13 protein-coding genes are annotated in these 14350 nt (G+C 68.6%); 7 read left to right on the top strand and 6 right to left on the bottom strand.

What is annotated here, in order from left to right; all coding sequences use genetic code 11:
* Positions 1 to 116: 116 nt before the first annotated feature.
* From AB0M65_RS17840 to AB0M65_RS17865, 6 genes are all read left to right on the top strand, one after another.
* Entirely contained in the window at positions 117 to 1379 is a 1263-nt protein-coding gene (locus AB0M65_RS17840) for a GAF domain-containing protein (protein WP_364028475.1), read from the top strand.
* 67 nt (positions 1380 to 1446) lie between these two features.
* The gene (locus tag AB0M65_RS17845; protein ID WP_364028477.1) at positions 1447 to 1569 is read left to right on the top strand and encodes a hypothetical protein; all 123 of its coding nucleotides are present in this window, start codon (positions 1447 to 1449) and stop codon (positions 1567 to 1569) included.
* Positions 1570 to 1589: 20 nt separating this feature from the next.
* The gene (locus AB0M65_RS17850) at positions 1590 to 2717 is read left to right on the top strand and encodes a histidine kinase (protein ID WP_364028479.1); all 1128 of its coding nucleotides are present in this window, start codon (positions 1590 to 1592) and stop codon (positions 2715 to 2717) included.
* Positions 2714 to 3352 carry a response regulator transcription factor gene (locus AB0M65_RS17855; RefSeq protein ID WP_364028571.1) on the top strand — a complete coding sequence of 213 codons (639 nt, stop codon included), beginning with the start codon at positions 2714 to 2716 and terminating at the stop codon, positions 3350 to 3352. Before AB0M65_RS17850 ends, AB0M65_RS17855 begins: the two co-directional genes overlap by 4 nt.
* A gap of 105 nt (positions 3353 to 3457) precedes the next feature.
* The gene (locus AB0M65_RS17860) at positions 3458 to 4861 is read left to right on the top strand and encodes a hypothetical protein (protein ID WP_364028481.1); all 1404 of its coding nucleotides are present in this window, start codon (positions 3458 to 3460) and stop codon (positions 4859 to 4861) included.
* Positions 4861 to 5826 (top strand): glutamate ABC transporter substrate-binding protein, encoded by a 966-nt coding sequence (locus AB0M65_RS17865; RefSeq protein ID WP_364028483.1) that lies wholly within the window; start codon positions 4861 to 4863, stop codon positions 5824 to 5826. Before AB0M65_RS17860 ends, AB0M65_RS17865 begins: the two co-directional genes overlap by 1 nt.
* 41 nt (positions 5827 to 5867) lie before the next feature.
* Here AB0M65_RS17865 and AB0M65_RS17870 read toward each other — a convergent pair whose 3' ends face one another.
* From AB0M65_RS17870 to AB0M65_RS17885, 4 genes are all read right to left on the bottom strand, one after another.
* Positions 5868 to 7364 (bottom strand): hypothetical protein, encoded by a 1497-nt coding sequence (locus AB0M65_RS17870; RefSeq protein WP_364028485.1) that lies wholly within the window; start codon positions 7362 to 7364, stop codon positions 5868 to 5870.
* Positions 7365 to 7384: 20 nt separating this feature from the next.
* On the bottom strand, positions 7385 to 7939 hold the full coding sequence (locus AB0M65_RS17875) for a DUF3558 family protein (protein ID WP_364028487.1): 555 nt from the start codon (positions 7937 to 7939) through the stop codon (positions 7385 to 7387).
* Between the two features lie 9 nt (positions 7940 to 7948).
* A complete protein-coding gene (locus AB0M65_RS17880; protein WP_364028489.1) occupies positions 7949 to 8365 on the bottom strand; it encodes a hypothetical protein in 417 nt (138 codons plus the stop codon).
* Between the two features lie 95 nt (positions 8366 to 8460).
* Positions 8461 to 9213 (bottom strand): ESX secretion-associated protein EspG, encoded by a 753-nt coding sequence (locus tag AB0M65_RS17885; RefSeq protein ID WP_364028491.1) that lies wholly within the window; start codon positions 9211 to 9213, stop codon positions 8461 to 8463.
* Positions 9214 to 9394: 181 nt separating this feature from the next.
* On the opposite strand from AB0M65_RS17885, the gene AB0M65_RS17890 reads away from it, so the two are divergent.
* A complete protein-coding gene (locus AB0M65_RS17890; RefSeq protein WP_364028493.1) occupies positions 9395 to 12064 on the top strand; it encodes a tetratricopeptide repeat protein in 2670 nt (889 codons plus the stop codon).
* 67 nt (positions 12065 to 12131) lie between these two features.
* Here the strand turns inward: AB0M65_RS17890 and AB0M65_RS17895 are convergent, their stop codons facing one another.
* Positions 12132 to 12716 (bottom strand): PaaI family thioesterase, encoded by a 585-nt coding sequence (locus AB0M65_RS17895; protein WP_364028495.1) that lies wholly within the window; start codon positions 12714 to 12716, stop codon positions 12132 to 12134.
* A 9-nt stretch (positions 12717 to 12725) separates the two neighbouring features.
* The gene (locus tag AB0M65_RS17900) at positions 12726 to 14141 is read right to left on the bottom strand and encodes an MFS transporter (RefSeq protein ID WP_364028497.1); all 1416 of its coding nucleotides are present in this window, start codon (positions 14139 to 14141) and stop codon (positions 12726 to 12728) included.
* Positions 14142 to 14350 lie beyond the last annotated feature (209 nt).

The following is a 14350-nucleotide window of genomic DNA, read 5'->3' on the forward strand; positions in this document are numbered from 1 at the left end:
AAATCTGGTCGCGAACCCCATCGACCAGATTTGTCAGACACGCCCTAGCGCCCAGGTCACAGAGACCTTCCGCACGCCGTTCCGGCCGGGCACACTGGCCGAAACGGACCAAAGGAGTGGGCCAGGTGCAGCTGGAGGCGGCGTTGCCGGTCGGCGCGGATCCGCGGCGGCACGCACGCATCCTCGCCAGGGTGCACGAAGCCGCCCTCGCCGGGCGCGCGCTCCCGAGTCACCCGCGTGCGGTCATCGGCGCGTCGTGGCAGCGGATGCGCCGCCTCGGTCTCGACCCGGACCGCGGCGCCCCGGTACCCATGCTCGCCCCCGGACAACTTGAGGCCCGTCGCAGGGACAGCGGCCTTGCCGCCGTCCTGCCCGCACTGCGCGGCGGCCTGATCACCCTCGCCGAGCAGGCCGCGCACATCATGGCCGTCGTCGACGCCGACGGCCGCGTCCTCTGGCGCGACGGAAGCACCGCCGTCCGCCGCCGCGCCGACGGGCTCGGGTTCGTCGAGGGTGTCGACTGGCACGAGAACGCCGCCGGTACCAACGCCATCGGGACCGCGCTGGTCACCAGGCATCCGGTCCAGGTCTACTCCGCCGAGCATTACGTCCGTAACCAGCACGACTGGACCTGTGCCGCCGCCCCGCTGCACGACCCGAGGGACGGCAGGCTGCTCGGCGTCGTCGACCTCTCCGGCCCGGCATCGACTGTCCATCCGACGACACTGGCTCTGGTCGACGCGGTCGCCAAACTCGCCGAAGCGCAGCTGCGGACCACGCATCTCTCCGAACTCGACCGGCTGCGCGGGCTGGCATCGCCCCTGCTCGCCAAGGTGAAGGGCCGCGCGGTGATCGCCGACCCGCACGGCTGGATCGCGGCGTCGGCAGGTCTCGTCCCGGTCGGCCGCATCGCGCTGCCGAACGACGCGACCGCCGGCCGGACCTGGCTGCCCACCTACGGGAACTGTCTGCTGGAGCCCGTGCCGGGTGGCTGGCTCGTCCGGCTCACCGAAACGGACGACGCGCCACCCACCCGCGTCGTCCTCGGCCTGCGGTCGCCACGGGAGAGCATGCTGACGGTCGCGGGCGCGGCGGGCACCTGGTCGCATCGGCTGAGCCCGCGGCACGCGGAGATGCTGTACGTGCTCGCACTCTACCGGGAGGGCAGGTCGGCGTCGGAGCTCTCGCTCGATCTCTTCGGCGACGCCGGGCGCACCGTCACCGTGCGGGCGGAGATGTCCAGGATGAGGCGGCATTTCGGCGGGATCCTGCTGGGCAGGCCGTACCGGTTCGCCGACGACGTCGAGGTCGTCGTCGAGCGGCCGACCGGCGGCGGCGACGTCCTCCCGCACTCCGTCGCGCCCGCCGTGCGTGCCTGAACCTCCACCCCCGGATCGACCCGGCGACGGTCCCGCTCCACCCCTCGGGCTGCCTAACGTTCGACGCATGGGAAAAATGAACGTCAAAGGCCTGGTGGGCCTGGTCGTGGTAGGTGTCGTCGTGCTGCTGGGCTTCCTGGCCTACCGGCTGATCCTGGTGGAGATGATCACGCGGCTGAGCGATCACTGAACCAACCACTGAGGGGGGACATGGGGAAACGGGAACGGCCGCTGCTGCCGGACACGATCGCGCCGAGCTGGCTGGTCGTCCAGCTCCTCGGCACGGCGGTGGTACTGGTGGTACTGCTCACCGCCAGGGAGTCCAGTGCGTGGATCTGGGCTGCCTACGGCGTCTGTGGGGCCTGCTGGTTTGGTTTCGTGGCGGCCTCCCCGCGTTTTCCCCGGGTGGCGACGGTGTTGCTCGCGATCGGGAGCGTCGCGCCGTCCATCGCGCTCGGCTGGGCGGAGGATTCCTCCGCCATCGTGCTGGCGGTGGTCACGGTCAGCCGGTTCGCCACCCTGACCGAACCGTCGGTGGCCGCCATCCTGGGGGTGGTGGGGCTCGATGCGAGCCTCGCGGCGGCCACCGGCCTGGTCGCGGGTGCTTCCGCGCCACTGGTGTTCGGCAATGTCGGGGTACTGCTCGGGCTGATGCTGCTCGGGCTGAACCGGCGGCAGTACGAAGTCCAGGCGGTGCAGGCGGCCGCGTTGCTGGAGCAGACCAAACTGGCGCAGAGCGAACACGCGCGGGCCGCCGCGCTCGACGAGCGCACCCGCATCGCCAGGGAGATCCACGACGTCCTCGCGCATTCCTTGGGAGCCTTGGGGGTTCATTTGGAACTCGCGGAGGCGCTGCTGGCCGAGAAGTCCGATGTGGACGGAGCGCTCGGCAGGATCCGGCTGTCCAGGAGACTCGCGGCCGATGGGCTTTCCGAGGCCCGCGGCGCCGTCGCGGCGTTGCGCAGTGACGTCCCACCGCTGGCCGAAGCGTTGCGGCGGCTGACGGAATCGCATCACTGCGGGGTGGCCTTCGAGGTGTCGGGAGAGCAGCGGCCGCTGCCGTCCGCCGCGGTGGTCTCGCTGGTGGGCGTCGCGCGGGAGGCGTTGACCAACGCCGGCAAGCACGCGTCCGGCCTGCCGGTGTCGCTCCTGCTGGCCTTCACCCGAACGGAGGTCTGCTTGCTGGTGCGCAACGACCTCGGCGATACCGTCCGGTCGGAGGACGCCGGTGGTTTCGGTCTCACCGGGATGAGGGAGCGGCTCGCCCTCACCGGTGGGACGCTGACCGCGGGGCCGGGAGAGGGGCAGTGGACGGTGGAAGCGGTGGTGCGGGCGTGATCCGGGTGGTCGTCGTCGATGACCAGCAGGTCATGCGCGAAGGGCTGGTCGCCCTGCTCGGACTGGTCGACGGCGTCGAGGTCGTCGGATCCGCGGGAGACGGGCGGCAGGCGCTGGATCTCCTCGCCGGTCAGGCGGCCGACGTCGTGCTGATGGATCTGCGCATGCCGGTGCTGGACGGGGTGGTCACCACCAGGCTGCTGAAACGGGATCACCCGGACGTGGCCGTCGTGATCCTGACGACCTATGCCGACGACACTTCGATCGCCGACGCCCTGCGTGCGGGGGCACGGGGCTACCTGACCAAGGACGCCGGCCGCGCGGAGATCGGCGCGGCCGTCCGCTCCGCCGCCAACGGGCACGCGCTCTTCGCCGCCGAAGTGTCCGACAGGCTGGTCGCCGCGCTCGACGCGAGAACGACGGGCCGGGCCAAGGTGGAGTTGCCGGACGGCCTCACCACGCGGGAAGCCGAAGTGCTCGGCCTCATTTCGCGGGGGCTGTCGAATCCGGAAATCGCCGCCGAACTGTTCATCGGCGAGTCCACCGTGAAAAGCCACATCAACCACGCCTTCGCCAAGATCAGTGTGCGCAATCGTGCGGAAGCTGTGCGCTACGCCCTCGAAAAGGGGCTCTGACCCACGCGGCAGATCACGTGCCGATGACACACGCCGGTGTCACTGGCTGCGCTGATCCCGACTCGGATACCTTCTTGCGGGTAGAGCCAATGGGGAGGATCGGCGATGACGACCACTGTGACCCGGCAAGGGCCGCCAGGGGGCCCCGCCGCACCCGTGCCGCCCCCCGCGCCCGAGGGCCGCGGCGGGATCGCGGGGCTGCTCGAATTGCCGGGGAACGGGGTCCGCGCGATCGTCCGGTCCGCGGCGACCACCCCGGGCAGACTGTCGGTGATCGCGATCGGGCTCGTCCTGCTGTCGCTGGTCGCCGGCCTGTTCGGCACGCTGGCCGCGCAGGACAAGAAGGACACGATCAACGGCCTGATCGATCACCGCGAACCCCTCGCCGCCGCCGCGCAGCAGGTCTACCGAGCGCTTTCGGACGCCGACGCGACCGCGGCCAGTTCGTTCCTGTCGATCGGCGCCGAGCCGCTCCCGATGCGCGAGCGGTACGAGCGTGACGTCGCGGAAGCAGGTGCGGCGCTGGCGAAGGCGGCGTCGGACTCTTCCGGCGTCGACGAGGCGGCCGAGCAGATCAACATCCTCGGCCGGGAGATCCCTGTCTACACGGGACTGATCGAGACCGCGCGGACCTACAACCGTCAGGGTTATCCCGTCGGTGCCTCGTATCTGCGCGAGGCGTCGGAGCTGATGCGGGCGAAAATCCTTCCCGCGGCACAGGATCTCTACCGCATCGACACCGACCGGCTCGCCGCCGAACAGGACGACGCGACCGGTTTCCCTTGGCTGGCAACGGCTTTGCTGCTCGCGCTGCTCGCAGCGCTGATCGTCACGCAAGTGCATTTGACGAAGAAGACCAACCGGCTGCTCAACGTCGGGCTCGTCGTCGCGTCCGTGTCGGTCGTGGTGGCCCTGCTGTGGGGCGCGGTCTCGCTGGTCGTGCAGGGCAGCCTCGTCGGCAGCGGCGAGGAAGACGGCTCGCACCAGGTGGACGTCCTCGTGCGCGCCCGGATCGCGGCACTGCAGGCACGGGCCGACGAAACACTGACGCTCGTCGCTCGCGGCGACGGCGCGGCCTACGAGAAGGACTTCGGCGACCTCGCCGCGCAACTCGGCGGGACCGACGGCCAAGGCGGCCTGCTGGGTGAGGCTCGCGGCCTCGCGGCGGGTGGCGCGGCCGCGGGCAAGGTGGACGCGGCGATCCAGGCGGCGTCGGAATGGTTCAAGGCACACGGTGAAGTGCGGCGCCAGGACGACGACGGCAGCTATCAGGACGCCGTCGACACCGCGATCCGCGACGACAAGAAGAACGGTGCGGCCGGGGCGTTCCTGCGGCTCGACGAGAACCTGGTGGCCGCGATCAACGTGGGACGGCAGGAATTCCTCGACGACACCCGCGGCGCCGAACGCGCGCTGACCCTGCTCGCGCCGGGGATCGCGGTGCTGGCGCTGATCGCGGCGGCGGGTGCCGCGTTGGGAATCCGTGAACGGCTGAGGGAGTACCGGTGATGCGGAACGGTCTGCGAGCGGCCGTGCTCGGCGCCGTCTTGGTGCTGGCGACGGCCTGTGGTGGGGCGGGGGCGCCGGTCGACCCGGCGCCGGTGGGCAAGGTGGCCCCACCGCAGCCCGCGAACGTCGGCGGTGCCGACTCGGCGGCCGGCGGCGGAACGGCCGACACGAGCTGCAACCCGTTGGCCAGCCTGCGGCCGACCAACGGCGTGTCGATCGCCAGTGGCTCGACGATGGCGAAGATCAAGGAAAAGGGCAAACTGATCGCCGGCGTCGACCAGACGACGTTCCTGTTCGGTTTCCGGAATCCGACGTCGGGCCAGCTCGAAGGCTTCGACATCGACATGGTCAACCAGATCGCGAAGGCGTTGTTCGGCAGTGCCGAAGGCCGCGTGCAGTTCCGGGCGATCCCGTCGAAGCTGCGGGAAGACGTGCTCGAACAAAAGCAGGTCGACATCGTGGTGCGGACCTACAGCATCACCTGCGGCCGTCTCAAGAAGGTCGCCTTCTCCACGGCGTATTATCAGGCGGGGCAACGGATCCTGGTCGACGCGGGTTCGAAGATCGCCCAGCTTTCGGACCTCGGCGGCAAACGCGTATGCGCGACCAAGACGTCGACGTCGTTGACGAAGATCGCGTCGGATCCCTCGAAGCCGGTGCCGGTTTCGGTGGACAACTGGTCCGACTGCCTGGTGATGCTGCAACAGAAACAGGTCGAGGCCGTTTCGACCGACGACGTCATCCTCGCCGGGATGCTCGCGCAGGACCCGACGTTGAAAATCGTCGGGGACCGGTTCACCGAGGAGAATTACGGCATCGGTGTCCCGAAGGACCAGGACGACATGGTGCGTTTCGTGAACGCCGTGCTGGAGAACGTGCGCGGCGGCGCGTGGCAGGAGAGCTACGCGAAGTGGATCGGGAACAAGCTGGACGGCGGGACACCGCCGTCACCCCAGTACAAATAGGGAACGGGCCGTTCAGGAAGTTCTGAACGGCCCGTTCTCGGTCAGGGGCCCTTCTCGCCGATCACCGGCGGCACGGGCTTCATGTCGCCGTCGTAACCGCCGAACAAGACGTCGGCGTCCTCTTCCTGCAGGTAGTTCGGGGCCTTCTTTTCCTTGTCCTCTTCCTTCTGCCCCTTGCCGCCGGGAGCGCCGCCGCCCATCCCGCCGGAGCCGCCGCTCTTGCCCGCGGCGGCCGCGCCACCCCGGGTGATGCGCTCCTCGGGCAGCTTGCCCGATCCGGACCCGCCACCCTTGCCCGCGAGCCGCTCGGCCTCACCGGCCGAAACCTTGCCGCCCGCGAGCCGCTCGGCGACGTTGCCCGACCCGCCGTTGCGGCCGAACCCGCCGCCACCGCCACCGGTGAGCCTGCTCGCCGCACTGCCACCCGGCCCGCTCGGCGTCCGGCCGGGCTTGCCGCGGTACTGCTCGCTGCCGAGCCGCCCGAGCCCGGTGGGCCCAGGCCCGTTCAACGCGGCGAGCCCCGGATTCGGTCCGCCCCTGAACGACCCCGCCGGCCCGTTGAACTGGCCGCCGCCCGGCCCCGGAGCGCCGGTATGCCCGCCGCCGGTGGTGATCCCCGGCCCCGGCCCTGGCGCGGGCCCGCCAGGATTGCCCGGCCCAGGCATCCCCGGCCCGGACCCGGGACCAGTACCCGGCCCGGACCCCGGTCCGCCACTGAACCCCTTGACCTCCCCGCCGGTGAACCCGGACGCCGTCGTCGAATCGCCCATTTCCGGCGGCGGGGCGAAGGTCGGCTGCTGGGAATTGACGTCGAAGAGTGACTGGTCGTAAGTGTGCATCACCTGCGCGGCCTGCTGATGCGCCTGAAACGACTGCTCCTGCTTGGCCGAGATGTTGCCGACCGTGTCCACCGCCCCCGCGAAATTCCCCGAGGCGAACTGCCGCATGGCGTTCTGGTACTCGGCGTTGCGGTCGAAGGGGACCTCTTCGGGCATGGAGTTCTTGGCCGTCGTCGCCGCGGCCGCCGTCTGGGAGAAGCGATTGGAGGCCAGATACGCGCCGTCGCCCGCGGTGTCGGCCCATTTGCTGATGTTGGAGAAGAAACTGGTGACCGCCCCTGCGCCATCTCCCTGCCAGTGCTCGCCCTCTTTGCTTATCGCGGCGCGTACGGTGTTGCTGAAGGTGTTCAGGGAGTTGCCCTGGTTGTTCCAGAGCTCACCCTTGGCGTCGATGTCCTGTGCGTCGAGGTCCTGCGTGACCATGTTCTTCAGATCGCCGTGAGGGACGGCTTCATAGCGCTGATCGGACGGATTGAGGCCGGTGCGGAACTGCTGACCCTGGGTGAGGGCGGCGGCCTGTTCGCCGGAATACTGGCCCGCCTTCGCCTCTGCCGTCAGCTTCGCGGTAAGGGAGTTCCCGCCGGGGCCGGCGTTGGTCTCGTTGTATGTGTCGGAGTAGCGCTTGCCTTCGTAGTCGCGGTTCGCTTTACCCGAAGCCGAGAAAGTGCTGTTGAAGTCGTCTTGTCCGACGTTGACCATGGTCCCTCCCCGTTCCGAGGTCAGTTTCCTCTTGGCAGTTTCGGCTCAGCGGCAGTTGCGATTTCCCTGGACAGGGCACACGCGTCTTCGTTGCTCCCTGTCTGTTCCAGGGTCGTCGACGCTGTCATTCGCGCGCCGGGGCCGACGGCCACAGCGACCGTGCAGGCAGCTGTTCCCGCGTCACCCGGTATTTCGACCGCTTCCCGCCCGTTCACCTTGGCTGGAACCTTGGTGCCCTGACCGGCGGACAGCTTGTCGATGCCCGCTCCGGAAACGAGGTAGATGCTCGTTGAGGCGTAACCACGTTTCGCCGTCCCGCATCCGTTGTCGCTTTCGTACGTCTCCACCTTGGGAGGGTCGAACCCCTTGGCGGATGTCGTCGGTTCAAGCAAGTCGCAGGCTTTCAGATCGCCGAAGACGTTCGCGGGGTCAGAACCGGCCGAAGCCGTCGTCGATGGGCCGGGCGATTTTGGTGCGGGAGTGGCTATTCCCGGTTTTTCGGACGAACAAGCGGTTGCGGCGATCAGCGTGGCGGCCACTACCGGCATGGCCAGGTGACGGAGGTTGAATTTCATTGGAGTTGGTCAGCCCTGTTTCAAGTTCTTGAAGTTGTCCGCGCCATCCGTGTCCTGCTGGATGTACTTGGTCTTCGCGAGGTCGATGGCTTCTTTGGCTCGTAGGACGACATCTCTCAACATGTCCAGTTGTTTCTTCGCGGACAGGTCGTCACCGTCCGCGACAAGGACCGCGTGGTCCCCGATCTGCTGGGCGTACGGACCGGTGCCCAGCTTCGGCTTTTCCGCGAGGCGTTGGAACCAGCGTTTGTTGCTGTTCCAGTCGAAGACGTAGTCGTCGATCGCTCGCTTCAGGGCCTCTCCGGCCTCTTCGCTGACCTTGAATTCGCCATTCTTCGCGGCCTTCACCATCGCGTCGGCTTGCGAAGAGAAAGCGCCCAAGATCTCCGAGAAGTTTCCCGGCGGCCCGCCGGTGCCGTCTCCCATGGTCTCACCCCTGTGCCAAAGTGCCGGTTACTCGTCGCGTTCGTCAGGTCACGATATCAGCGGAAAGGGCGTCGGCGGCCCGGTTCCGGTGAGGATCACGCACTGCCGACGCGGGCGGCTTCGACCAGGTCGTGGATCCATCGTGCCAGGTGGGAGCCGTTCGTGGGGGTGAAGGTGCGGCGGATTTCGCCGTCGGGGAAGTGGTCGGTGGCCAGCATGAAGCGGCCTTGGACGCTGTCGAACCACTGGATGCTCTTCTGCTGCGGTTTGCCTCGGTCGTCGCGCAGGGTGATGCCGATCGTGCCGAGCCGTGCCAGCGGGTGTTCGAAGAACCGGCCTGCCGCGCCGAGGCGCAGGTTGCCGGGGTCCTCGTTGAACGGGTCGTCCGGCCGTTTGGCGGGTGGAAGGGTGCTGGACGTCATCACCCGTCCGGGGAACGGCTGCAGTGACGGAAGGTTGTCGAGGAGGGCGGTGACCACCTGTTCGGGGTAGACCGCCTCGAAGAGGATGTCGAAGCCGCGCTGCTGGCTCACGACACCCGAACGGCGGTCCCAGACGCCTCGATACAGGTATTCGGCGTTCTGTTCGACTTCGTGTGCTTCCAAGGTGACGACGAAATCCGCGGTGGCCCAGAGCCGGAGTGTCTCCTCGTAGTCCCGCAGGAGTTCACGTCCGCGTGCGAAGCCGTGGTCGGCGAGTCCGGTCCAGATCTCCTCGCGGTGCCGCTCGCGTTCGGTGATCGTGGTTCCGGCGGTCGGGATTTCGAAGGGCAGCACGAATCTGCCGAGCCCGAGTTCCTCGAGTACGACGTCGAGCTGGGCCATCGACATCGAAAATGACGCAGGCACCGAAGACCTCCCCCTCATCACCTGCTGAATCGGTTCTCTTCCGCACCGTAGCGGGTCCGGCCCGGCGCGGGCACGACGTGCCTGCTCATCACTAGTGTCCTGCGCCGCCCTCAACGGAAGAGCCGCACTCCCAGGCCTAGACTCGGAGGGGACGTCGTCGCGGGGATTTCGGGAGGTACCAGTGTCGGAGGAGCCGCGCCGTCCTCGGCACGCAGCACCGGATGACACCACGCCGGACCACGAGGCGGAGTCCGCCTCGTGGACGCCACCGGCGCCGGTTCGCTGGGAAACGCCGGAACCGTCCATTTCCGGCAGGCTCGACCTCGGCGAACCACCACGGGCGAAGCCGGAGGACAACGCCGAGCGCACCGTTTATCACGCGCCCGTGCAGCGTCCCCCGACGCCGCCGCGCGGTCAGCAGCGGCCGATCCCCGGCGCTGAGGACCCGACGCGCCCGCCGGGAGACATGGCCCCGGTGAGCCCGCGGACCCAGGTCGTCCGCCCCGAGTGGCAGGCCCCGGCCGACGCGCCGCAGCCGACCAGCGTGCTTTCCTCGCCCACCCCCGAGACGCAGAGCATCATGCCGCCCGCGCCCCGCGTCGACCACGGTCACGGGCCGCTGCCGGACCCGGGCACCGAAAGCGTCCTCCCCGAGCGTGCCGGCGAAAGCCGGGGAACCGGCAGCGGCACGGGCACCGGCACCGGATCGGGCAGCCGGGGTACCGGCACCGGAACGGGATCGTTCCCCGGCACCGCGCGCCGGACGTCGTCGCGCACCTCGCGCCGCGGCCGCCTCGGCGCCGGACTCGTCGACGTCCCCCAGGTGCCGTACCGCGACCCGGCGTCCGCGGTCCTCGACAACCCGATGGTGTCGGAGGACAAGCGTTTCTGCGGCAACTGCGGTGCCAAGGTCGGCCGTGGCAAGGACGGCGAACCCGGCTCGCCGGAAGGCAAATGCGAGAAGTGCGGGAATCCGTTCTCCTTCGTCCCGAAGCTGCGGCCGAACGAGATCGTCGGCGGCCAGTACGAGGTGCTCGGCGCGCTCGCGTACGGCGGGCTCGGCTGGATCTACCTGGCGCAGGACCACAACGTCAGCGACCGCTGGGTCGTCCTCAAGGGCTTGATCGACACCGGTGACGCCACCGCGATGGCGGCCGCCGCCAACGAGCAGCGGTTCCTCGCCGAGGTCGAGCATCCGAACATCGTCAAGATCCACAACTTCGTCCAGCATCCGGACGGCGAGTCCGGCACCTCCGTCGGCTACATCGTCATGGAGTACGTCGGCGGCCAATCTCTGCGACAGCTCGCGCTCGCGCACCACCGCGAGACGAAGCGCCCGGAGCCGCTGCCGATCGGCCAGGTGATCGCCTACGGGCTCGAAATCCTGCCCGCCATGGGCTACCTGCACAGCCAGAACCTGCTCTACTGCGACCTCAAACCCGACAACGTCATCCAGACGCATGAACAGCTCAAGCTGATCGATCTCGGCGCGGTCCGCCGCATCGACGACTACGAGAGCCCGCTGTTCTTCACCACCGGGTACAGCGCGCCGGAACTGGCGACCCACGGCGCCTCGGTGGCGTCCGACCTGTACACCGTCGGCCGCACGCTCGCCGTCCTCAGCTTCGAGTTCTCGGGCTACACCAGCAAGTACAAGGCGACCTTGCCCGGCCCGGACGTCGTCCCGCTGTTCGCGCTCTTCGGTTCGTACTACCGGTTCCTGAGGCGCGCGACGCATACCGACCCGGACCGCCGGTTCATCGCCGCCGAGGAGATGGGCGACCAGCTGACCGGCGTGCTGCGCGAGATCATGGCGCTGGGTACCGGAAAACCGCGGCCGGGCGCCTCGACCGTGTTCGGCCCGGAGACCCGCACCTTCGGCGTCGACCTGGTCGTCCCGGAGCACGGCGGGAGTGTGCCGCTGCCGGATCCGGGCGAGGTGGTCTCGGGCCTGCCGATCCCGCAGGTCGACACGGACGACCCGGCGGCGGGCATGCTGGCGTCGACCGTCGCACTCGACCCCGGTGGCGCGATCGAGGCGCTGGCGGGCGCACCCCGCGAGTCGATCGAGGTCCGGCTGCGCATCGTCCGCGCCAGGATCGAACTCGGTGAGCTGGTCGAGGCGCAGCGGCAACTGCAGGCCGCGCAGTACCTCGCCATCAAGGCCGGTTTCCCGCACGACTGGCGGATCGACTGGTACCGCGGCCTGATCGAGCTCGCCGGTGGCCGGTCCCGCGTCGCGCACGTCGCGTTCGAAGCGGTGTACGACGACCTTCCCGGCGAGATCGCGCCGAAGCTGGCCCTCGCTGTCAGCGCGGAGGGCGTCGGGGACTACTTCGGGGCCGCGCGTTACTACGAGCTGGTGTGGCGAACGGACCGGTCCTACGTCAGCGCCGCCTTCGGGCTCGCTCGCGTCTACCTCGCCCAAGGCGCCCGCGCCAGCGCGATCGAGGTGCTGGAGGCCGTCCCGGCGTCGTCCACGCACTACGTCGCCGCGCAGGTGGCCGCGATCAAGATCAAGACCAGGATCAACGGCGGCGGCAAGGATCCGGTTCCGGTTTCCGAGCGCGACCTCGTCGACGCGTCGGCGCGGCTCGAGCGCCTGCAGCTCGACGCCGAACGCCGGACGCGTCTGTCGGCGGAGGTCCTCGAAGCGGCGCACGGCTGGCTCAACTCGCAAAACCGGGCGACGCCGGGCGTGAAGGTGCTGGGCTGTGCACTGGAGGAGCGGGACCTGCGGTTCGGCCTGGAGCGCTGCTACCGGACCCTTGCCCGCTTGGCCGGGACAGTCGACCAGCGCGTCGAACTCGTCGACAAAGCGAATGCGATCCGACCCCGCACCCTCACCTGACCCCGCGTTTCGTCCTCTGGTTGCGGTAGTTCGGCCTACGAACTACCGCAACCAGAGGACGAATTGCTCAGGGGTTGATGTCCCATTCGCGTTCGCGCTTGGCCTTTTCGTGCGCGGCGGCGAGCTTCTGCAGTGCCTCGGGATCCCCGTGGGTGCTGAAGTGCTCGAACTCGACCCGCACGAACAACGCCCGCGCACGCACCGCGACAGGGCCGTCTTCGGCGTCGAGGCGCCCGTCGGCGCTCACGTAGATCTTCCGGCCGGCGACACCGTCCAGTTTCGTCGCGATGTAGAGCGTCGAGCCGACAGGGACCGGCCGCAGGAAGTCCGTCTCCAGCTTCCCGGTGACGGCGGGCCGCCGCAGCAGGTTGCCGACGGTCGCGCCGAGCGCCTCGTCGAACGCGCAGGCCAGCAGGCCGCCGTGGGCGAGGCCGGGCGCACCCTGGTGGGCGGAGGTGACGGTGAACTTCGAGTACACCGTCGTCCCTTCGCCCACCGTGGAGTGCAGGTGGAGCCCGGCCTCGATCTCGTCGCCGCATCCGAAACACTCACCGAAGTGGATGCCGAGATTGCTGCCCGGCTGCGGGGCTTTCGGGTGGACGGTCGCCGGTTCGACTTCGACCGGCGGCCACGGCTGCGAGATACGGCTCATGGACAGACGTTAACTCGCCGGTAGCTCCGAGGCGTCGCCGGGAGTGATCGGTTCCGCCTTGCGACGCCGCGCGATCCGCGAGTTCACGATGCCGCGCAGCGACACCCCGGCCGTCTCCGGCAGCAGCAGGATCGGGATGGCCGCGATCGCCGCCGCGCCCATCAGGTAGTACGCGGGCCACAGGTTGTCGCCGGTCGAGGTCACCAGGCTGCCGATGACGTACGACGCCGTGCCACCGAACGCCGCGGTGGAAACGCTGTAGCCGATGGAGAAACCGCTGTAGCGCTCCTGCGTCGGGAACATCGCCGGCAGCGTGGCCGCGAGCACGGCGAGGATCAGCACCAGCGGCACCGCGATCATCACCAGGCCGAGCATGAGCTGCCAGGCGTTCTGGTCGTCCGCGGCCGCGCCCATCAAGGAGAACGCCGGGATCGGCAACACCAGGAAGCTCGCACAACAAGTGATCAGGATGGGTTTTCGCCCGATGCGGTCGGACAGCATGCCGACCGGCACGATCAAGATCAGCATCAACCCGATGGTCGCCAGGATGATCAGCAACGGTGTGTGCCCGCTGAAGCCGACCACGTCCTTGAGATAGGTCTCGAGATACGTGATCACGATGTAGTCGGCGACGTTCAGCATCACCACGATGCCGATCAGGTGCAGGATCGACGTCCAGTGCTTCTTGAGCAGCGCGCGCAGCGGCGACTTCTCGACCTGGTTCTTCTTCTCGATCTCCTGGAACAGCGGGGTGTCCTCCAGCTTGTTCCGCAGGTAGAGACCGACGATGCCGAGCGGACCGGCGATCAGGAACGGCAGCCGCCAGCCCCAGTCACGCATGGCGTCGTCGCCGAGGACCACGGTGAAGATCGTGACGAAGCCGGCGCCCATCGCGAACCCGACGAGCGTGCCGAACTCCAGCCAGCTGCCCCAGAAACCCCGGCGCCGGGCAGGCGCGTACTCGGCGATGAACGTCGCCGCGCCGCCGTACTCACCACCCGCCGAGAAGCCTTGGATGGTCCGCAACAGGATCAGGAGGACGGCCGCGGCCGGTCCGATCGTCGCGTAGGAGGGCAGCAGCCCGATCACGAACGTCGACCCGGACATCAGGATGATCGTCAGCGCGAGCACCTTCTGGCGCCCGATCTTGTCACCGAGGGGACCGAACACGAAGCTGCCGAACGGCCGCACGATGAACGTGATCGCGAGGACCGCGAAGGTGGCCAGAGCACCTTCTGACGTGCTTGAAGCGTTGAAGAAGACTTGCCCCAGGATCGCCGGCATGAAGCCGAAAACGCCGAAGTCGTACCACTCGATGCAGTTACCCATCGCCGCTCCGGCGACGGCCTTTCTGATCTGCTCAGGCGGGGCTTCCGCTGGTTCCCCTTTTTCCTGACGCGCCGCACTCAGCGCCTCTTCGGCCATGGGTTTGACCTCCCGACCCACCCGTTTACTTACCCATCGTCGAGGGTTTGTTCCCTCGACCGTAGGGGTTCAAACGTCCGAGTTCAGCGCTTTGAATCGATCGCGCGAGCGGCGTTCCCCCGAAACGGTGACGGACCACCAGGTGAACCCGGAGTCGGGAAATTTCCGATTACTTTGGGTGAGTCCTCGGAATCCGGATGATCCGGACA

The organism is Amycolatopsis sp. NPDC051071, assembly GCF_040682875.1.
Taxonomy (GTDB): domain Bacteria; phylum Actinomycetota; class Actinomycetes; order Mycobacteriales; family Pseudonocardiaceae; genus Amycolatopsis.